General features: G+C 48.2%; 20 protein-coding genes, 2 riboswitches and 1 other annotated feature. Of the genes, 16 read left to right on the plus strand and 4 right to left on the minus strand.

The genetic code is table 11. From position 1 onward, the window contains the following. Positions 1-352: 352 nt before the first annotated feature. The gene (locus tag FGQ85_RS16215; protein ID WP_138373971.1) at positions 353-1,972 is read left to right on the plus strand and encodes a phosphotransferase; all 1,620 of its coding nucleotides are present in this window, start codon (positions 353-355) and stop codon (positions 1,970-1,972) included. A gap of 80 nt (positions 1,973-2,052) precedes the next feature. Here the strand turns inward: FGQ85_RS16215 and FGQ85_RS16220 are convergent, their stop codons facing one another. From FGQ85_RS16220 to FGQ85_RS16230, 3 genes are all read right to left on the minus strand, one after another. After that, positions 2,053-3,285: an MFS transporter gene (locus tag FGQ85_RS16220; RefSeq protein ID WP_138373972.1), complete on the minus strand. Its 1,233-nt coding sequence runs from the start codon at positions 3,283-3,285 to the stop codon at positions 2,053-2,055. Next, a complete protein-coding gene (locus tag FGQ85_RS16225; RefSeq protein WP_138373973.1) occupies positions 3,282-4,166 on the minus strand; it encodes a zinc dependent phospholipase C family protein in 885 nt (294 codons plus the stop codon). Before FGQ85_RS16225 ends, FGQ85_RS16220 begins: the two co-directional genes overlap by 4 nt. Positions 4,167-4,258: 92 nt before the next feature. Further along, entirely contained in the window at positions 4,259-6,046 is a 1,788-nt protein-coding gene (locus tag FGQ85_RS16230) for an aminopeptidase P family protein (RefSeq protein ID WP_138373974.1), read from the minus strand. Between the two features lie 154 nt (positions 6,047-6,200). Between FGQ85_RS16230 and FGQ85_RS16235 the strand changes: the two genes are divergently transcribed. From FGQ85_RS16235 to FGQ85_RS16260, 6 genes are all read left to right on the plus strand, one after another. After that, the gene (locus FGQ85_RS16235) at positions 6,201-7,019 is read left to right on the plus strand and encodes a MurR/RpiR family transcriptional regulator (protein WP_087168504.1); all 819 of its coding nucleotides are present in this window, start codon (positions 6,201-6,203) and stop codon (positions 7,017-7,019) included. A gap of 59 nt (positions 7,020-7,078) precedes the next feature. Further along, positions 7,079-7,197, plus strand: a riboswitch (FMN riboswitch). A gap of 91 nt (positions 7,198-7,288) precedes the next feature. Then, complete coding sequence (locus FGQ85_RS16240) at positions 7,289-7,912, plus strand: ECF transporter S component (protein WP_138373975.1); 624 nt, start codon at positions 7,289-7,291, stop codon at positions 7,910-7,912. After that, positions 7,902-8,696 (plus strand): creatininase family protein, encoded by a 795-nt coding sequence (locus FGQ85_RS16245; protein WP_087168502.1) that lies wholly within the window; start codon positions 7,902-7,904, stop codon positions 8,694-8,696. Before FGQ85_RS16240 ends, FGQ85_RS16245 begins: the two co-directional genes overlap by 11 nt. A gap of 62 nt (positions 8,697-8,758) precedes the next feature. Continuing rightward, positions 8,759-9,020: a binding site (T-box leader), on the plus strand. A 176-nt stretch (positions 9,021-9,196) separates the two neighbouring features. Beyond that, positions 9,197-10,303 (plus strand): NUDIX domain-containing protein, encoded by a 1,107-nt coding sequence (locus tag FGQ85_RS16250; RefSeq protein WP_138373976.1) that lies wholly within the window; start codon positions 9,197-9,199, stop codon positions 10,301-10,303. 65 nt (positions 10,304-10,368) lie between these two features. Then, entirely contained in the window at positions 10,369-11,589 is a 1,221-nt protein-coding gene (gene tyrS, locus FGQ85_RS16255; protein WP_087168500.1) for a tyrosine--tRNA ligase, read from the plus strand. A gap of 1 nt (position 11,590) precedes the next feature. Further along, on the plus strand, positions 11,591-12,346 hold the full coding sequence (locus tag FGQ85_RS16260) for a ZIP family metal transporter (RefSeq protein WP_138373977.1): 756 nt from the start codon (positions 11,591-11,593) through the stop codon (positions 12,344-12,346). Positions 12,347-12,409: 63 nt separating this feature from the next. Here the strand turns inward: FGQ85_RS16260 and FGQ85_RS16265 are convergent, their stop codons facing one another. Beyond that, positions 12,410-12,922: a GrpB family protein gene (locus tag FGQ85_RS16265; protein ID WP_138373978.1), complete on the minus strand. Its 513-nt coding sequence runs from the start codon at positions 12,920-12,922 to the stop codon at positions 12,410-12,412. A 265-nt stretch (positions 12,923-13,187) separates the two neighbouring features. On the opposite strand from FGQ85_RS16265, the gene nadA reads away from it, so the two are divergent. From nadA to FGQ85_RS16310, 9 genes are all read left to right on the plus strand, one after another. Then, the gene (gene nadA / locus FGQ85_RS16270; protein ID WP_138373979.1) at positions 13,188-14,096 is read left to right on the plus strand and encodes a quinolinate synthase NadA; all 909 of its coding nucleotides are present in this window, start codon (positions 13,188-13,190) and stop codon (positions 14,094-14,096) included. Between the two features lie 16 nt (positions 14,097-14,112). Continuing rightward, positions 14,113-15,420, plus strand: a complete 1,308-nt coding sequence (locus FGQ85_RS16275) for an L-aspartate oxidase (RefSeq protein WP_087168496.1) — start codon at positions 14,113-14,115, stop codon at positions 15,418-15,420. After that, the gene (gene nadC / locus FGQ85_RS16280) at positions 15,417-16,271 is read left to right on the plus strand and encodes a carboxylating nicotinate-nucleotide diphosphorylase (protein WP_138373980.1); all 855 of its coding nucleotides are present in this window, start codon (positions 15,417-15,419) and stop codon (positions 16,269-16,271) included. The genes FGQ85_RS16275 and nadC overlap by 4 nt, the downstream gene beginning before the upstream one ends. Before the next feature lie 30 nt (positions 16,272-16,301). Next, complete coding sequence (locus FGQ85_RS16285) at positions 16,302-16,844, plus strand: transcription repressor NadR (RefSeq protein ID WP_138373981.1); 543 nt, start codon at positions 16,302-16,304, stop codon at positions 16,842-16,844. 46 nt (positions 16,845-16,890) lie between these two features. Then, positions 16,891-17,397, plus strand: coding sequence for a flavin reductase family protein (locus tag FGQ85_RS16290; RefSeq protein ID WP_138373982.1), 507 nt, complete (start codon positions 16,891-16,893; stop codon positions 17,395-17,397). A 104-nt stretch (positions 17,398-17,501) separates the two neighbouring features. Beyond that, positions 17,502-17,615, plus strand: a riboswitch (TPP riboswitch). Between the two features lie 135 nt (positions 17,616-17,750). Then, positions 17,751-18,047: a thiamine-binding protein gene (locus FGQ85_RS16295; protein WP_087168492.1), complete on the plus strand. Its 297-nt coding sequence runs from the start codon at positions 17,751-17,753 to the stop codon at positions 18,045-18,047. Then, a complete protein-coding gene (locus FGQ85_RS16300; protein ID WP_087168491.1) occupies positions 18,016-18,789 on the plus strand; it encodes an ABC transporter permease in 774 nt (257 codons plus the stop codon). Before FGQ85_RS16295 ends, FGQ85_RS16300 begins: the two co-directional genes overlap by 32 nt. After that, positions 18,790-19,791 carry an ABC transporter substrate-binding protein gene (locus tag FGQ85_RS16305; RefSeq protein ID WP_087252730.1) on the plus strand — a complete coding sequence of 334 codons (1,002 nt, stop codon included), beginning with the start codon at positions 18,790-18,792 and terminating at the stop codon, positions 19,789-19,791. It begins immediately after the preceding gene. A gap of 12 nt (positions 19,792-19,803) precedes the next feature. Then, positions 19,804-20,553: an ABC transporter ATP-binding protein gene (locus FGQ85_RS16310; RefSeq protein ID WP_087168489.1), complete on the plus strand. Its 750-nt coding sequence runs from the start codon at positions 19,804-19,806 to the stop codon at positions 20,551-20,553. Positions 20,554-20,649 lie beyond the last annotated feature (96 nt).

The raw sequence follows: 20,649 nt of genomic DNA on the forward strand, positions 1-20,649 counted from the left end.
GTAAAAAAATACAACCCAAAGGCTGTATTTTCAATATATTTTTCAGTTGTTAGAATGGAGAAAGTGGCAAAGTCGGGGAGTAATACCGGAAAAACTTCTTTGATTTGTAAAGAACCTTGTAATAAAATTGCAAAGATTCTGGAAAAAGTCGTAAAGAAATTTTTGGCAAAATAAGACTTTTTACTGGAAATCTGATATAATAGATATACTTAAGGCCGGGGTGCCAGATGAAGGCCCTGGCCTTTTGCCGCCGAAGGAGCCGGGAAAGGGTTTCGCCGGACGGAAGAGGATATGAGTAAAATATGGAGAAAGGGAAGATAAGAGAATAGAATATCTCTTACAGAGAAATGCAATGAAGAGCTTATTGATTTTAGGTGCCGGCGGTTTTGGGCACATGATTCAGGAGACAGCATGGCTTTTAGGCTATGAGGACGTTGTATTTTTGGATGATGCGGTAAAGGACAAGGACGTTGTCGGAAAGTGCTGCGATTATAAGAGTTTTCTTGAAAAGTATGACACAGCAGTAGCAGCTCTTGGTGACAATAATATGCGGCTTTTCTGGACGGAAAAGCTGATGGAAGCAGGATACAAGGTGCCGGCGATCATTCATCCGACTGCCTTTGTAAGCCAGAGCGCTGTTATTGGAAATGGTACATTTGTCATGCAGAAGGCAGTGATTAATACGCATACAGTCATCGAACACGGAGTTCTGATCAACAGTGGTGCGGTAGTCGATCATGATTCCCATGTGGCAAAAGGTGCTCATATCAGCCTGAACAGTGTGGTAAAGGCAAACTGTAATATCGGAATCAAACAGAAGGTAGAGGCTGGAGATGTGATCTTCTCTACCCACCGGAAGATTGACGGTGTGGACAATCGTGATCTGGAGGATGCGATCTATGCGTTTGGTTTTGGACCGAGATGCAGCTATGTGAAGCCGTTTGGCGCAGGCCATATCAACGAGACATATGCGGTTTATACACCGGGTGAAAATGGAGATGAGCTTTCCTATGTTCTTCAGAGAGTCAACAGCAATGTATTCAAGGATCCGGCCGGTGTTATGGAAAATATTTTCGGTGTAACCGAATACCTGAGAAATGTGATCCGCGAGGAGGGCGGAGATCCGGACAGGGAGACTCTTGCCTATATCAAGACGAAGAGCGGAGCCAACTATTTTGAGGACAGTGAAGGGGAGCCGTGGAGATGCTACAACTTTATCCCGGATTCTGAGTGCTACCAGCTGGTGGAGAAGCCGGAGCAGTTCTATCAGTCCGGCAGCAGTTTTGGCCATTTCCTGAAACAGCTTGGCGATTATCCGGCATCCAGACTGCATGAGACGATTCCGGACTTCCACAATACGGTTAAGAGATTTGAAGCGTTTGAGGTTGCCCTGAAACGGGATCTGAAAAACCGGAAAGGCAGCTGCCGTCCGGAGATTGATTTCGTCCTGAAACGCAAGGATGACTGTGCAGTGCTTGTGAAACAGCAGGATGACGGAACGCTTCCGCTTCGTGTGACTCACAATGATACGAAGTTAAATAATATTCTTTTTGATTCCAGGACTGGAAAAGGGCTGTGCATTATCGATCTGGATACGATCATGCCGGGCCTTGCAGCGAATGATTTTGGTGATTCCATCCGGTTCGGCGCGGCGACAGCGGCAGAGGATGAGAAAAACCTGGATCTGGTACATTTTGATATTTCCCTGTATGAGCTTTATGTAAAGGGATATCTGGAGGAGACAAAGGATGTGCTTACCAAGGAAGAGATCGAAAGCCTTCCGTGGGGGGCCAGACTGATGACACTGGAGTGCGGTATCCGTTTCCTGACAGACTACCTTCAGGGAGATACCTACTTTAAGACAGAGTATCCGGAGCACAATCTGGTGCGTGCGCGGACGCAGTTCCGTCTGGTGGACGAGATGGAGCAGTGCTTTGATAAAATGCAGGAGATCGTCCGGAAATACGCATAAATAATAGCATACAGAAATGAAAAAGGATCTTTTCAGGACAGCCTTTGAATGAGGCGTGCCGGAAGAGATCCTTTTTTGTTTTAGGATAATTTTTCGGTACGAAGAAAAAAGAAAAATCCGATCAGGAACATGACGGCGAGAGAACCGACGCCAAGATTCATGTTTCCTGTGAGCTGGCTCATTGCGGAGACCAGAGTGGTTCCGAGGAAGGATGCACCCTTTCCGCAGATATCATAGATGCCAAAGTATTCTCCGGAGCGTTCAGCCGGAATGATCCGGGCGAAATAGGACCGGGAGAGGGACTGGATCGCGCCCTGGAAGATTCCGACACAGACAGCCAGAATCCAGAACTGATACTGTTCTTTTAAAGTGATACCGTAAAGGGCGATCAGAAAATATGCTGCGATACAGATCTTGATCAGGCTTGCGTTTTTGTATTTTCCACTCAAGCGTCCGAAAATCAGTGCGGCCGGGAAGGCAACGATCTGCGTTACCAGAAGTGCCAGAAGCAGTCCGGTCGTATCCAGCCCCAGAGCTGTTCCGTAGGCGGTTGCCATGTCAATGATGGTGTACACGCCGTCGATGTAGAAGAAAAAGGCAATCAGGAAGAAGAGAATCTTCTTGTTTTTCTTCAATTCTCCAAACACATGGCCGAGCCGGCGAAGTCCGGAGGAGACCGCGTGATCGTGATTTTCGATACAGTGAAGCTGTTTATAGCTTCGAAGAAGCGGTACCGCAAAGCAGACCCACCAGACAGCGATGAGCAGAAATGCAATGCTCATGGCCATGTTCATGGTAATTCCCAGTGTTTCGTAAAAGAGAACCAGAGCCAGGCTGATTAAAAATGGAACACAGCTTCCGATATATCCCCAGGCGTAGCCGCGGGAGGAGACTTCGTCCATCCGCTCTTCGGTAGTGACGTCGGTGAGCATGGAATCATAGAAGATCAGGCTCAGAGAGTACGCTGCCTTTGCAAGTACAAAAATCAGCAGAAACCAGATCCAGGAGCTTAAGAACCCAAGCACCACGCAGCCGCAGGCCCCTACCAGAAGAGAGAAGAGAAAAAGCCGCTTTTTCCATCCTCTGAAATCCGAGACTGTTCCGAGAACCGGTCCGAGGATGGCGGTGATAATCGTTGCAGCCGAAGTGGCATATCCCCAGAAAGCGAGGTAATCGACTTCCGAGACGTTGGCGCTCGATGCAAGGTAGTTAAAATAAATCGGCATAATGGTGGAAACCAGGAGAGTAAAAGCTGAGTTTCCTACGTCGTAAAAAATCCATTTCTTTTCCAGTGATGTTGTCTTCCATTTCATTGTGAAAGTTCCTCCGTGTCAGGTTTGTAACGGCGCTCTTCTTTTAAGGATAAGACCGGGATATGTTCCCAGCCTGGTTTTGGTCCGAAAGTATGGCGGAAATAAGGCGAGAGCGGTTCTCCGTGATTGAAAAATGCAACATAATTTTTCGCAAGTGAGAGGCCAAGCGGCACGCATGCCTCCATCAGTTTGTGAAGCCTGAGGTTGCTGTCCGCGCAGTGCGGATTGGCTTTTTCCTTCATCAGCAGTCCACCGAGACTTTTGTAGGTAAAGGTGGCGTGCATAAAGAATGTTACGAGACTGCGTGTGAGCCGGTCAGAGGTTGTAAACAGGTCATTGTACCAGATCATGGAAGAAATGGAGGACTCTACCTGCCGGACGCTCAGTGTCGGGAAAAACGCCTGGATTGCTTTTGCTCCTGCCGTTGAAGCGTGGAGGTGTGAAGTCACCTTTGCGTGAAGCGGGCGTTTATTCTGTTTCAACAGAAGATAGCGGTCAAACTCGGTTTCAATATCGGAGTGGGTAACCGGATCTTCCGTGAGTTTTTTCTCAATATAGCTGTGGCAGACGCTGTCCAGTGTGAAGTGACAGAGAAAGCCAAGAATGTAGGCTAACCGGGCATGTTTCTCGGATATGGAGGCTGCGGATAAAATCACATCTCTGGAGCGCCGGAAGAATGGTGCAGCGCTTACATCGTGCATGTGGTAGCCGGTCCGGTTGACACGGTTTTTGAGAAGTGCATGGTAATAAAAGAACAGATCCGGGCCGTGCAGTCCGATTTCAAACAGATCCTCATGGAGGGAAATCAGCTTGCGGATATCGGCCGGAAATGCTTTTTTCATCATTTCTCCGAAGGTGTAGTGTGCATAGATGGATGGCATAATATCATCTCCTGTTCATGGTAGTAACAGATACAGCTCCGGCACCTGAAGGCACCGGAGCCGTATCGCTGCATCTGAAATCAGTTTTCGGTTTAGATCTCTCTTGTGTATGTTCTGAGCCATTCTTTCTCCTCATTGTCAAGGTATGGAGAAATTTTCTCATAAACAGTCTTGTGGTAATCATTGAGCATTTTCTTTTCTTCTGCTGTCATGATTTCCGGATTGATGGCGTCAAGGTCCATCGGGATGTAAGTGATCGGTTCAAAGTACATGAACTGTCCGTATTCGTTTTTCTCACCTTCGCATGTGAGAAGCTCGTTCTCCAGACGGATACCGTGGCTTCCTTCGATGTAGATACCAGGTTCGTCTGTGATGATCATACCTTTCTCAAACGGCTGAATCTCGCCTGCGCGGAACTGCCATCTGAATCCTGCCGGGCCTTCGTGAATGTTCAGAAGGTATCCAACGCCGTGTCCTGTTCCATGGTTGAAGTTTAAGTTTCTGTCCCAGAACGGCTTTCTTGCAAGCATGTCCAGAGTCATTCCGGTGCAGCCTTTTAAGAAGCGTGCGTTTGCAAGGGAGAGATTGCTGATTGCAACCAGTGTAAAGTGATCTTTCATGATCTGCGGGATCTCGCCGAAGGCGTAGGTACGTGTAACGTCTGTGGAGCCTTCGTAGAATCCGGCACCGGTATCAGTCAGGAACAGTCCGCCTTCTTTGAGCTCAACGTCTGTCTCCGGTGAGGATGTGTAGTGTACGATGGCACCGTGCTCACCATAGGAGCTGATCGGCTCGAAGCTTGGACGGATGAAGTTGCCCTGTTCTGCACGGAACTCGTCCAGTTTGTCAGATGCGCTCATCTCTGTGATCGTCATCTTGCCCACATTTTCCTTGAGCCATTTCATGAATTTCACATGTGCAACGCTGTCCTTGATCTGAGCCTGACGGATGTTTTCGATCTCTACTTCGTTTTTGATTGCCTTGAAGAGGATCTCCGGGTTACGCTCTTCCACTTTTGCAACACCTTCCGGGATGTTGTTGTAAAGTGCGTAGTTCAGTCTTGCCGGGTCGATCAGAAGCACTTCGTCAGATCCGACTTTCTTGATGTCTTCGTAAATGTCATTGTACGGATGGAAGACAACACCGTCCTTTTCCAGATCCGCCTTGATTTCGCTGCTTAATTTTGCCTCGTTGATGTAGAGGTCTACTTTATCCATGGTGATCACTGCGTAGGACAGTACAAGAGGGAAGAACTCGATGTCGTTTCCGCGGATGTTGAGTGTCCAGCAGATATCATCCAGTGTTGTGAGGACATGAGCAGTTGCTCCGGCATTTTTCATGTCTTCACGGATACGGGACAGCTTGGATGCAACTGTCTCACCTGTATATTTCAGATTCAGTGCGAAGACCGGTTCCTCAGAAAGTGCCGGGCGGTCTTCCCAGATCTGGTCGATGAGGTCATATTCGTAAACGATTTTTCCGTGTTTCTCGGTTGCGATGGACTCGTAATCCTGTCCCTCACCCATGGAAACTACACGTCCGTCAAATCCGAGTGTGCCGTTTTCCGGTAATGTATCAGCAAGGAACTCATGGATAGTCGGGACACCCGGCTCGCCCATTTTCATCAGTTCAACTGTAGAGCCTTCCAGCTGTTTTGCAGCCTGGATGAAATATCTTCCGTCTGTCCAGAGGTAAGCGCCTTCTTTTGTGATGACAGCGGTTCCTGCAGATCCGGAGAATCCGGTAATAAATTTTCTCGCTTTAAAATGTTCTCCAACATACTCGCTCTGATGGAAGTCAGCTGTCGGAACAACATAGATGTCAATTCCCTTTTCTTCCATAAGAGTACGCAATTTTGCGATTCTTTCAGGTACGTTCATAATAAAAACCTCCTATTTTTCCGGCAAACATGCCATTTTCAAACAATCTCATTATAACACAAAAACTATGGGAGAGTTAGTATTATTTTTGTGAAACCTGTGTTATACTCTCGGTAGTGTTATGTAAAATACAGACAGAAGAAAGGAAAAGAACATGGAGCACTACGCAAGGTCGATCATACCGGTGATTGAGTACAACTATGAGAATTTTACAGCTTTGGAGCGGACCATCGCGGATTTCTTTATCCAGAATAAAAAGAAGCGGGATTTTTCCGCAAAGGCGGTTTCTGAACGGCTTTATGTTTCCGAGGCATCTCTCTCCCGGTTTGCAAAAAAATGCGGATTCCGGGGATACAGGGAGTTTATCTATCAGTACGAGGATACATTTCGGGAGAAGAAAAGCAGACCCTTTGCAGATAATACAAGACGGGTGCTGGATACTTATCAGGAGCTTTTGAATAAGGCGTATAATCTGGCTGATGAAAAGAAATTCAAAAAGATTGCCGGGATGCTGTTTCAGGCGGAGAGAATTTTTGTCTGCGGCGTTGGAAGCTCCGGGATTGCCGCCAGGGAGACCGAGCTTCGGTTTATGCGGATCGGGCTGAATATCAATTCTCTCGTGGACCGGGACATGATCCGGATGCGGGCGGTCTTTCAAAATGAAACCTCTCTGGTCATCGGATTCAGCATGAAAGGGCAGACGGAAGAGGTTCAGTATATGCTTCAGGAGGCGAAGCGGAGAGGAGCCGGATGTGTCCTTGTGACAGCGCGGAACAACCCGGATTTCATGGAGTATTGTGACGAGGTGATTCTCGTCCCGGCACTGGACAATCTGGAGTATGGAGATGCGATTTCTCCTCAGTTTCCGATTCTGGTTATGATGGACCTGCTGTATGCCTGCTGCCTCGAACAGGATCAGGAGCGGATCGATGCGTTTTTGCAGGATACGGCCCGCGCACTTACAAATCCATAAATTGCATCAGATGTATTGCACAATGGATATAAGTGTGCTACGATAATACTGCAAATGAATAAATTCTTCGGGGCAGGGTGTAATTCCCTACCGACGGTATAGTCCGTGACCCACGTATGTGGCTGATTTGGTGAAATTCCAAAACCGACAGTGACAGTCTGGATGGGAGAAGAAACAGTGAACATAGAATCTCAGTGCCCCTGGTGCTGGGATTTTTTCTTTCGAAGGATTTACGAAATTTGTAACATTATTCGAAAGGAGAAAACTATATGAGAACAAAAAACAAAACCTACTACTTCATCATTACGGCTATGCTTTCGGCTGTTGCCGGTATCCTGATGTCGCTGGAATTTCCGATTCCTTTGATGCCGCCGTTTTATAAGGTGGATTTCAGCGACGTTCCTTCTGTGATCGCGACATTTCTGCTGGGTCCGGTGTCCGGAATCTGTGTGGAGGTCATCAAAATTCTGATCAAGCTGATCACGATTGGGACAACGACAATGTTTGTCGGTGAATTCGCCAATCTTCTAGGGACGCTGCTGTTTGTGCTCCCGCTGTGGATCGTGTTCAAAAAGATGGGACAGACGAGAAAGGCGGCAGTGATTTCTCTTGGGATCAATCTTCCGATCCGGATTGCGTTTTCCTGTGTCCTGAATGCGTGCATTACACTTCCGCTTTATGCATCGGCGATGGGCCTTTCTCTGGATGAAGTGGTCCGCACCGTGGGAGCAGTCAATCCTCTGATTCGAAATCTTCCGCTGTTTCTCATACTGGCGACAATCCCGTTCAATCTGATCAAGCTTTTGCTGAATTATATTGTGGGATATCTTCTGTATGACAGGCTGAAAGAAGTGGGAGTTGTCAAAGGATGGAGGGAACGGTATGATTCGTAAGTACAGAGAACTGACGCGTCTGGAAATGGAACAGGTGGATAAGGAGGAGACGATCGTCCTGATTCCGGTGGGAGCACTGGAGCAGCATGGAAATCAGGCGCCGCTTGGGACAGATGACATCATTGCGGAAGCAATGGTGGAATACCTTGGAAAAGCGCTGGAGGAAGCCGGAGAAGCAGACTTCCCGATTCTTGCGTTTCCGGTTATTCCGGTTGGTCTGAGCACAGAGCACAAGAATTTCTGCGGATCCATTACTTTAAAGCCGGATACGTACTATCATCTGCTCTATGATATCAGTGAGAGCCTTTACCGCCATGGTTTTCGGAAGATCGCATTTCTTGTATGCCACGGAGGAAATCTGCCGGTGATTCAGATCTTAAGCCGTGAGCTTCGGAGTGAACTTGGAATGTCGCCGTTTATTCTGTCATCGGGAGCATTTGGACATCCGGATGTACAGGCAACAATATCAGAAGGTAATCATTACGATTTTCATGGAGGAGAAATGGAGACATCCATGGTGATGGCGGTCGACGAAACACTGGTGAAGCTGGAGACTTCCGAGGCGGGAATACCAAGTGCGTTTGTAGGCAATCAGACGCTGAAGACCGGAGGAAATGTTACAATCGGATGGGTTTCAGAAGACTGGAAGACAGCGGAAGGGAAACCGATCGGTATCGGAGGCGATCCGGGCGGAGCTACGGCCGAAAAAGGCCGGATTATTCTGGAGACGAGTGCGAAAGTTCTGGTTCCAGGGCTTATGGAAATACGGAAATGGAAAGCGTAAACACGAAAAAGAGGCTTGACAAGCGCACGGGAATCGGTTAGTATTTGACATAAGCGTATAGGAAAAAGGCTGAGAAAAGAAGAAGTAGCAGCAGATCAGGTTCAGACAGAAAGTTACCGGTTGATGAGAGGTGCAGGAAAAATTTGTTGTGAATACATCTTGGAGCTTCACACCGAAAGTAAGTAGGCTGTGACGTCAGGGCACACGTTATAGTGCCGGGATATTTCCGGGATTCCATGGTGAGTGGAGGAAGGAGATGTCTTACTGAGCCGGATTGATTCCGGGAAAAAAGGTGGTACCACGAGCATAACCCTCGTCCTTTCTAAGGACGGGGGATTTTTATTTAACAGGAAACTTTGTTCCCTGTTAAATAAAAACGCTCCGCGGGATGCGCACTCGCGCAAAGTAGAAATTTGTCGCAAAAGCGACAGCGCTCGGCGCGAGAGTTCCGTGAGCGAAACTCTTTTTACAGGAAACATTGTTCTGAAAGGTTACAGGCCATGGAGGTATGGGATTTATTTGATGAAAACCGGCAGCCGCTTGGGAAGCAGGCGGGCAGGAAAGATCCGATGGTAAAGGGAGAATTTCATATTGTTGTGGTTGCGTGTGTCGTCAATGACCAAAATGAGATCCTGCTGACGCTGCGTTCTCCGGATAAGGAGAAGTATCCGGGAACATGGGAGAATACAGGCGGAGCTCTGGAGGCCGGCGAAGAAAGCAGGGCGGCAGCGGTAAGGGAGCTGTTTGAGGAGACCGGGATCCGGGTGAGGGAAAACGAGCTTCATCTTCTGGATTCCCAGATGGAAGAGTATGCGTTTATCGATTTCTACATTGTCAGAAAAACTGTTCCTGTTGAAGAAATCCGTCTTCAGAAAGGAGAGACCGCAGATGCCAGGTGGGTGAGTCTTTCGGAGTTTGTCCGGATGGGAGAAGAAGGAAAGATTGCCCCTCCGATCTATCAGCGGTTTTGCCGACTCAGGGAAAAGATGGAAGTTTTTTTGAAGGAAGACCGGAGAAAAGAGCGATACCCGGCTTGCCGGGGAAAGAACAGACAGGAATCAAAGAAGATCGTTATTCTCGGGTGCAGCGGAAGTGGAAAGTCTACGCTGGCCGGGCAACTTGGGAAGATCATGGATCTCCCGGTTGTCTACCTGGATGCGCTGTCATGGGACGCCGGGTGGAAGAGGAAGCCTTTCGATGAGTTTGACCGGCTCACCCAAAGCGAGATCCGCAAGCCGGAATGGATCATGGACGGAAATTTTCCACGAACAGTGGAGCATCGGATGGATGTGTGCGACACCGTGATTTATCTGGATTTTAAACGGTGGTTTTGCATTCTGAGCGTGCTAAGAAGGGTGATCACAAATTACGGGAAGCCAAGGCCGAGCATGAATCCGGGATGTCCGGAGAAGTTTGATCCGGGATTTCTAAAACGGATCTGGAATTTTGACCGGAGAAGCAAGGCGCATTACTATGGATATATGAAGAAACTTTCCGGCACCAAGCTGATTGTCTTAAAGACAAGAAAAGAAGTGAACCGTTTTGTGAAACAGGTGGAAAAAGAGGGGCGCTTTGTCCGGGGAAATTTCCCGGCAGGGCCGAAATAGACGCGAAAGCGGACGAATTTCACAGATCATGTTCACATAATATAAGGAAAGAAGAGGTAAGGAAGATGCAGATTTACGAGGAATTACAAGCAAGAGGCCTGATTGCTCAGGTTACAGACGAAGAAGAGATCAGAGAGCTGATCAACAACGGAAAGGCGACTTTTTACATCGGGTTTGACCCGACAGCGGACAGCCTTCATGTAGGGCATTTCATGGCGCTCTGCCTGATGAAACGTCTTCAGATGGCAGGGAACAAGCCGATCGCCCTGGTAGGAGGCGGAACCGGATATATCGGGGATCCGTCCGGAAGAACAGATATGCGTTCCATGATGACGCCGGAGCAGATTCAGCACAACTGTGAATGCTTTAAAAAGCAGATGAGTAAATTTATTGATTTCTCAGACGGGAAAGCACTCATGGTAAATAATGCTGACTGGCTTCTTGATCTGAACTACATTGATTTTCTCCGTGAAGTGGGACCGCATTTCAGTGTCAACAACATGCTGCGTGCGGAGTGCTACAAGCAGAGAATGGAAAAGGGACTTAGTTTCCTGGAATTTAACTACATGATCATGCAGAGCTACGACTTCTACATGCTGTACCAGAAATACGGCTGCAATATGCAGTTCGGCGGGGACGATCAGTGGTCCAACATGCTTGGCGGTACCGAGTTGATCCGCCGGAAATTAGGAAAGAATGCGTGTGCCATGACAATCACACTGCTTCTGAACTCTGAAGGAAAGAAGATGGGCAAGACACAGTCCGGAGCGGTATGGCTGGATCCGAACAAGACATCTCCGTTTGAATTCTACCAGTACTGGAGAAATGTGGCAGATGCCGATGTATTAAAATGCATCCGTATGCTGACCTTCCTTCCGCTGGAAGAAATTGACAAGATGGATTCCTGGGAAGGCAGCCAGTTAAATCAGGCAAAAGAGATTCTTGCATACGAGCTGACCAAGCTGGTTCACGGCGAGGAAGAGGCGAAGAAGGCACAGGACAGCGCCCGTGCACTGTTCTCCAGCGGAAGCGCAGCTGAGATGCCGACCTGTGAGCTTACTGACGAAGACTTTACAGACGGAAAAATCGATATCCTGACTCTGCTCCATAAGAGCGGTCTGGTACCGTCCAGGTCTGAGGCAAGACGTGCAGTACAGCAGGGAGGAGCCGCAGTCAACGGCGAAAAGGTAACGGATACCTACACCGCATACACGAAGGAAGATTTTGAAGAAGACTTTGTTTTAAGGAGAGGAAAGAAAAATTTCCGTAAAATAGTGGTGAAATAATATGAAAATGCTTATTACGATTATTGTATTGACAGCATTGTCGGGAATCGGAGGAACCGGAATCGGAGCGGCGCTCAGCACGACGGTAAGGAAGGACTCGGATAAGGCGATGAGTCTTTTGTTGAGCTTTGCGTCCGGAACCATGATCAGCATTGTCTGTCTGGATCTGTTTCACGACGCACTGGAAACCGGAATGTCCAAAGGTGGGATTGCCGTCTTTGTGATCATTGGTTTCCTGACCGTCTATCTTCTGGAACGGGTGATGGATCAGAAGGCAGAGCAGGCAAAAAGCCGTATGAGCCGGAAGATGATGACTGCCGGAGTCGCAATGATGGTTGCAGTGGCGTGTCACAATATTCCGGTGGGTATGACGATCGGTGCATCTTTGGTAAGCCACGGAAGCCTGATCGGAAGCCCGGCCCTGACTCTCGCCATCTTTATCGGGATCCACAATGTGCCGGAAGGAATGGCGATCTGCGCACCTCTTCTGGCAGCGGGAATGTCCAAAGGCAGAGCAGTCCTGCTGACCGCATTGAGCGGGGCGGCGATCATTGTCGGAGGCGTCCTTGGGTACTGGATCGGCGACATGGGGCAGATGGGACTTGCCATCAGCTTAAGCTTTGCTTCCGGAGCCATGCTCTACGTCAATTTTGGCGAGATCCTGCCGGAGGCAAACGCTCTCTACAGAGGGAAAATGCCTGCATTTTTCACGGTTCTTGGAATCCTTCTCGGCATGATGTTTATGCATGCACATTAACGATAAACAAAATAAGCGCGTAAAAAAGCAGCCGGTACGAAAACGTGCCGGCTGTTTTTATACTCAAAATTTTTCACAGATATTTTGGATGAAATCCTCTTTCCCTTTTGTGTAGGCCGGACGGTTGTCCGGATATTTTTCGGCAAGATCCTTTTTTAATGCTTCATACTGCCTTGCAGCATCCGGGTGGGCGTTTAAATAGTCCCGGAAGCCGACAATCTGATCAAATTCCGGGGCGGTCTGATCGTAACAGTGGATATGCTGAAGAGAAATCTCACCGGGACCACGCAGGACAAATAAGTGGTGAAGAGGATTTCCGTGCTGGATTCCACAGTAGTCATAACCGAGTGCTTCGAGAAAAGACGGATCCAACTGCCGGACCGACCGGAGCCGGACAGCCACATCGAGAATCGGTTTGGCACAGATGAGAGGAACGGCGGTACTTCCAACGTGCTGGATATCGAGAACATTATCAGCCCACTGCTCCTGAATAGACTGCTTTACTTTTTGAAATTCTTCTGTCCACTGTTCGTTATGATTGAGAAGACGAACGCAATAGCGCTTGACACCTTCCATTCGTTGCACCTCCTATTTATAGTAGATTATTTATGTCTCTTTTACTTCGCAGATATTGTACTTTCTGTCCGTAAGGCTTTAGCATTTCCTGAAAATTTATTGTACCACAGATTCTCTTTCCTGTATTGTCATTTCGATTGAAATCGTCCTTATTTTTCTTTGTTCTGCCAGCAGAATTTACAATTCTGAAACAAGTGTCTTGTCACCTGTAAAAATCAGGTGTATAATGCGGTGTAAATGAGTAAAGATACGGGAGGAAACCGCAATGAGTTCTTTGAGAGAAGAGATTGAGATACTGAAAAAAGAGAAACAGGCCGTGATACTGGCACACTATTATGTACCGGATGAGGTACAGGAGATTGCAGATTATACCGGGGATTCGTTTTATCTGAGCAAGGTGGCAAAGGAGACGGATGCAAAGATTCTTGTTTTTGCAGGAGTTTCTTTTATGGGAGAAAGTGCCAAGATTTTAAATCCGGAGAAAAAAGTGCTGCTTCCGGATCCGACGGCAGACTGTGCCATGGCGCATATGGCCGATGTGGAAAAAATCAAAGCGATGAAGGAGAGTGATCCGGAACTGGCGGTGGTATGTTACATTAATTCGACTGCGGAGCTTAAGCGGTATTCCGATGTCTGCGTGACATCGGCGAATGCGGTGAAGGTGGTAAAGGCACTGCCAAACCAGAGGATTTATTTTATACCGGACCAGCATCTGGGAAGTTTTGTGGCAGCTCAGGTACCGGAAAAGGAGATTATTCTCGGAGACGGGTACTGCCCGGTACATCATCAGATGACTGCCGAAGAAGTGTTAAGCGCAAAAGAAGCACATCCGGATGCCCTGGTGTTTGTTCATCCGGAATGTCCGAAAGAAGTGGTGGATCTTGCAGATTATGCAGGAAGTACCTCCGGCATTATCAAGGCGGCGGCAGAAAGCGATGCCGGAGAATTTCTGATTGGAACGGAGACCGGAGTGATGTACGAACTGAAGAAACAGAATCCGTACAAGAAGTTTTACCCGATTCAGAAGGAACAGTGCTGTCATGATATGAAAAAGGTGACACTGGAGAAAATCCGGGATTGTCTGCGGGATGAGAGTAATGAGGTGCAGGTGGATGCCGAAGTCAGTGAAAAGGCAAAACATGCCATGGAGCAGATGCTGAAGCTTGCGAAATAACAAAGGGGTGTGTAAAATGAAAACGATACAGACAGATATTTTGATCGTAGGAACCGGAGCGAGTGGACTGTTTGCCGCCCTCCATGTGCCGGAAGACAGACAGGTCCTGATGATCACGAAGGATGAGGTGGAGCACAGCGATTCCTTTCTTGCACAGGGCGGAATCTGTGTGTTAAGAGACGATACGGACTACGACAGTTTCATGGAAGATACACTGAAAGCAGGACATTATGAGAACCGGGTAGAATCCGTGGATATTATGATCCGGTCTTCCAGAGACGTGATCCGGGAGCTGGTTGATTACGGCGTGGATTTTGCGAAAAAAGACGGAGAATTCGATTATACAAGGGAAGGATGCCACTCCAAACCGAGAATTCTGTTTCACGAGGATATTACCGGGGAGGAGATTACGAGCAAACTTCTGAAAGCAGTCCGGACAAGAAGTAATGTGACTATTCTGGAACATGTGACGATGCTGGATCTGGTGGAAAAGGACAATCGGTGTTATGGTGTCGTGGCTTCGCAGGAAGACGGGGAAGACTGTTTCCTGGAGGCGGAGTATACGATTCTGGCAACAGGCGGAATCGGAGGGCTTTATAAGCATTCGACCAATTATCCGCATTTGACCGGGGACGCGCTGGCGCTTGCCCTGCGTCATCATATCGAGCTGGAGCACATTGACTATATCCAGATTCATCCGACGACGCTTTATTCCAAAAAGCCGGGACGCCGGTTTTTGATTTCCGAGTCCGTGCGGGGTGAGGGAGCAAAGCTCTATGGCGCGGACGGAAAACGGTTTGCAAATGAGGTGCTTCCAAGGGATCTGCTTACAGCAGAAATCAGAAAGCAGATGGAGAAAGACCAGACGCCGTATGTATGGCTGGACATGACCGTTCTGGGAGAAGAAGTCATCAAAAGCCATTTCCCGCATATATATGAGCGCTGTCTGGAAGAAGGCTACGATGTGACAAAAGACTGGATTCCGGTTGTCCCGGCACAGCACTATTTCATGGGAGGAATTCATGTCGACAAACACAGTAAGACATCAATGGAGCATCTGTACGCAGTAGGGGAGACAAGCTGTAACGGTGTGCACGGAGCAAACCGTCTTGCAAGCAATTCCCTTCTGGAAAGCCTGGTGTTCGGGGCGAGAGCAGCCAGACATCTGACGGAGACCTGGGAGGAGAACGATGCAAGCCGGGAAGAGACGGCAGGACTTGCAGAAGCGGCAGAGGCGCAGATTCAAAAGGAAAAAGACAGACTTCCACAGATATACCGGGAGGAAGTGCTGGATGAGATAGAAAGGGTAAGGAAAGCAAGATGAATGAGATTACGATGAAACTGGTGGCAGATAAACTGATCATGCAGGCACTGGAGGAAGATATTACAAGCGAGGACATCACTACCAATGCGGTGATGAGAGAACGGCGTGAAGGAGAAGTAGATCTGATCTGCAAAGAAGACGGTATCATTGCAGGGCTCTGGGTGTTTGAAAGAGTGTTTACTCTGCTGGATCCATCTACGAGGGTCACCCTGTTTGTAAAAGATGGAGATGAAGTCAAAAAAGGTCAGAAGATGGGAGTTGTGACAGGAGACATTCGTGTACTGCTCTCCGGGGAGCGCACGGCCTTAAACTATCTTCAGAGAATGAGCGGAATCGCCACCTATACAAGAAGTGTGGCAAAACTTCTGGAAGGAACGAAGACTAAACTGCTTGACACAAGAAAGACAACGCCGAACATGCGGATTTTTGAAAAATACGCCGTCCGCACAGGAGGCGGCTATAATCACCGGTACAATCTTTCCGACGGCGTACTGTTAAAAGATAATCATATCGGGGCGGCAGGCAGCGTTAAAAAGGCAGTGGAAATGGCCAGGGAGTACGCACCGTTTGTACGGAAGATCGAGGTGGAGACGGAAACTCTGGAGATGGTAAAAGAAGCGGTGGAAGCAGGTGCTGATATTATCATGCTTGACAACATGTCTCTGGAAATGATGAAAGAGGCAGTTGATTATATTGACGGCAGAGCAAGCACAGAATGTTCCGGTAACGTGACAAAAGAAAATGCTGCACAGCTTGCGGCAGCAGGTGTAGACTATATTTCCAGCGGAGCATTGACCCATTCCGCTCCGATTCTGGACATTTCGCTGAAAAACCTGCATCCGGTTGACTAGGCGAAGGATGATGAGAAAGGATGAAAAGCCATGGACGGAGAAGTTCGCAGACAGAAGATTTTAAAAGAGATTCAGGGAAGTGAAAGCCCGGTATCCGGAACTCAGCTTGCCAGAAACTTTGAAGTAAGCCGTCAGGTAATTGTGCAGGATATCGCGGTGCTTCGGGCTGCCGGAAATGAGATTGTTTCCACCTGCCGGGGATACATCTGCCAGGGAAGCCACAGAGCCAGCAGAGTCATCCGGGTGAAACATACAGACGATGAGATCATGGAAGAACTGAATACGATTGTGGATTTCGGCGGGACTGCGGAAGATGTATTTATCAGCCATAACGTGTACGGAACCCTGCGGGCCGAACTTGGCATCCGGACAAGAAAACAGGTGATGGATTTTGTAGAAGACATCAAAGCCGGGCAGTCCAGTCCGCTGAAAAACATTACAAGCGGAAGTCATTTTCACACCATCAGCGCCGAAAGCGAAGAAATCCTCGATGCCATCGAAGAAGAACTGAGAAAGAAACACTTTCTGGAAGAACAGGAGACGGTAGACGGAAAAAAAGAAAAAGTAGTATGATAAAGCATCATAGAAACGATTAGGGAAAAGAAAGGGGAATACTGCCATGGGATGGAAAGAAATCAAACCGGAAGAACTGAATGTGAATCCATTTACCGCCATCGGAAAAGAATGGATGCTGATTACAGCAGGAGATGAAACACACTACAATACAATGACAGCAAGCTGGGGAGGCATGGGTGTAATCTGGGGAAAACCATCAGTTACAGCCTACATCCGCCAGACCCGGTACACAAAAGAATTTGTCGATCAGGGAGAATACTTCACCATCACATTTTTTGATGAAACATACCGGAAAGCCCTGAATTTATGCGGAACCGTATCCGGAAGAGACCGGGACAAAATCAAAGAAGCCGGACTCACACCAGTGAGCGTAGAAGGAACCGCAGCATTCGAAGAGGCAAACCTCATCATCCTCTGCAAAAAACAGTACCATCAATTCATGAGTCCGGAAGGATTCGACGTCAAAGAAAATGACACCAAATGGTACTCCGACCGCGACTACCACACCATGTACATCGGATCAATAGAAAAGATTTATATAAAAGAATAAAGAGTGTTTATTAATCATATCATTGGGGACGTGTTCCGATGCATCGGAACACGTCCCCAAAAAAGGAAATTCTTGACAACAGGCAGAAAGGTGTCGTAGACTAATACAGGACAAAGGGGAGCCGGAGACAGTCCGGCTGAGAGTAGGACCGGCATGCGTCTTTTACCCTCATACCTGATCCGGATCATACCGGCGTAGGGAGCATATTGCAGAAGTGGAGTACTGCATGGACGAAAAGACCAGTCTCGTACCCATGGACGATAAGATATCTCTGCCGGAGGCGTTCCGACAGAGTTTTTTTGTGATTTACCCACTTTGTTTCATTATGATAAATTTACAGGAGGAAAGAGAAAATGAATGCAAGTGTAGCAATCCAGTCCTTACCGGACGCGGCAAACGATGAGGAACTGATTCGTATTGTAGACGAGGTAATTGCCTATATCAAAAGTACAGGCCTGAACTGTTACGTGGGACCTTTCGAGACAACAATCGAGGGTGATTATGATGAGCTGATGGACATTGTAAAAGAATGTCAGCACATTGCTGTGCGTGCAGGCGCGCCGCATGTGGCAGCGTATATCAAAGTCAGCTACAGACCGGAAGGAGACGTGCTGTCCATTGAAAAGAAAGTTTCAAAGCATCACGAGTAGGCTCTGGTCCGCTGCGGCCCTTGTGGTCATCATCGTCATATGGCAGGTGGCAGCTTCGGCCGGCCTGGTGCCGGGATATATGCTGCCATCGCCAGTGGAGGTGGTACAGGCTTTAATCAGTGACTTTCCGCTTTTGATGGAACATGCGAAAGTGACGCTTGCAGAGGCATTTCTCGGTCTGTTCTGCGGGGTGGTTCTGGGCTTTGTGATGGCAGTCATCATGGACCGGTTTGACCGGCTGTATCAGGCTCTCTACCCGCTGATTGTCGTTACCCAGACGATTCCAACGGTAGCCATTGCCCCGCTTCTTGTGCTGTGGTTTGGATATGAGATGCTTCCAAAGGTGATTCTGATTGTCATTGTGACCTTTTTCCCGGTGACGGTGGGACTTCTGAACGGATTCCGGTCGGCGGACCGGGACATGATCAATCTTCTGCGTTCCATGGGAGCGGGAAGAGTTCAGATTTTCCGGTATATCAAGCTTCCGGGAGCCATGGGCCAGTTTTTTTCAAGCCTAAGGATTTCGGCGTCCTATTCAGTGGTAGGAGCAGTGATTTCCGAGTGGCTCGGAGGATTTAACGGTCTTGGCGTGTATATGACAAGGGTAAAAAAGGCATTTGCATTTGATAAAATGTTTGCGGTGATCCTGCTGATCTCGGTAATCAGCCTTGTTTTGATGAAGCTGGTAGATTTGCTGCAGAAAAAGTGCATGGCCTGGGAACAGACGGAGGAGAAACATTAGATGAAAAAGAAAATTGTTGCAGTATTAACCGCAGGATGTATGGCGCTCTCCCTGGCTGCCTGTGGTTCTGGTGAAACCTCGCAGGGGGAAAATGAGAAAGAAAAGATTACGTTCGTGCTCGACTGGACGCCGAATACCAACCATACCGGCCTTTATGTGGCGCAGGAAAAAGGATATTTTGAGGATGAAGGTCTGGAAGTGGAAATTGTACAGCCGCCGGAGGATGGCGCGGATGCGCTGGTTGCTTCGGGAAAGGCTCAGTTCGGGATTTCCTTCCAGGATACGATGGCGCCGGGTGTTGTAGGGGAAGATGCACTTCCGACGACAGCGGTGGCAGCGGTTGTCCAGCACAATACATCAGGCATTATTTCCAGAAAGGGCGAAGGGATGGATACTCCGAAAGGCCTGGAGGGAAAGAAATATGCCACCTGGGACGCTCCGATCGAGAAAGCAATGATGGAAAATGTTGTGGAGGCAGACGGCGGTGATTTCAGTAAAGTTGAGCTGATTCCAAGTACCGTGACGGACGAAGTGTCCGCTCTGGAATCCAAATCCGTGGATGCCATCTGGATTTTCTATGCCTGGGCAGGTGTGGCAACGGAAGTTGCAGGACTGGAAACCGATTATTTCGCTTTTAAGGATATCAACCCGGCATTTGACTATTATACGCCGGTAATTATTGGAAATAACGAGTTTCTGGAAAAAGAGCCGGAGACCGCGAAGAAATTCCTGAGTGCGGTGAAGAAAGGATATGAAGATGCGATCGAAGATCCGGATGGAGCGGCGGAGATTCTGTGCGAGGCAGCACCGGAACTTGATCAGGAGTTTGTAAAGGCAAGCCAGGAATATCTGAAAGATCAGTATATCGCAGATGCGGACAGATGGGGCTATATCGATCCGGACCGCTGGAATCTGTTTTACAACTGGCTGAATGAGAATGGACTTACCGAGAACGAAATTCCGGAAAATACCGGATTTTCCAACGAATATCTTCCGGAGTAGCAAGGAGGAAAGATGGCAGATTTAGTAGTGTCAGGTGTGACAAAATCCTTTGATGGAAGGACAATTATTGAGGATATCTCCATCGAGATCCATGACAGGGAGCTGGTGAGCCTTCTTGGTGTCAGCGGAGGCGGAAAAACGACGCTGTTTAATGTGATTTCCGGACTGCTGAAGCCGGACCGGGGACAGGTGTTTCTGGACGGGGAGGAGATCACGGGAAAGCCGGGCAATGTCAGCTACATGCTTCAGAAAGATCTGCTTCTGCCGTACCGCACGGTGGAGGATAATGTTGCCCTTCCCCTTGTGATTGGCGGCATGAAGAAGAAAGAAGCAAGAAAGAAAGCGGCCCCGTATTTTGAAGAATTCGGACTTGCCGGGACTGAGAAAAAATATCCAGCACAGCTTTCCGGAGGAATGAGGCAGCGGGCGGCGCTTCTTCGGACTTATCTGTTTTCAGACAGACTGGCTCTTTTGGATGAACCGTTTTCCGCGCTGGATACGCTGACAAAACGGTCCATGCACCGGTGGTATCTGGATGTGATGGAGCAGATTCATCTGTCTACCGTATTTATCACCCATGATATTGATGAGGCGGTGCTTCTGTCGGACCGGATTTATATCCTCGGCGGGAAACCGGGACATATCATCGATGAGATCCGCATTGAAGAACCAAAACCAAGAAGAAACGATTTTCAGCTGACAGAAGAGTTTCTTTCCTATAAAAAACGAATACTGGAAAAGATTGAAGAATCAGAGGAGTAGTTCCTCTGGTTCTTTTTTGCTTTATAGGAAATTGCGTTTTTGGAGCAGTCAAAAAAAGAACGCATGTTCATCGAACATATGTTAGATAAACATGCG

The organism is Pseudoflavonifractor sp. BSD2780061688st1 E11 (genome assembly GCF_005844125.1).
Lineage (GTDB): Bacteria > Bacillota > Clostridia > Lachnospirales > Lachnospiraceae > Sellimonas > Sellimonas catena.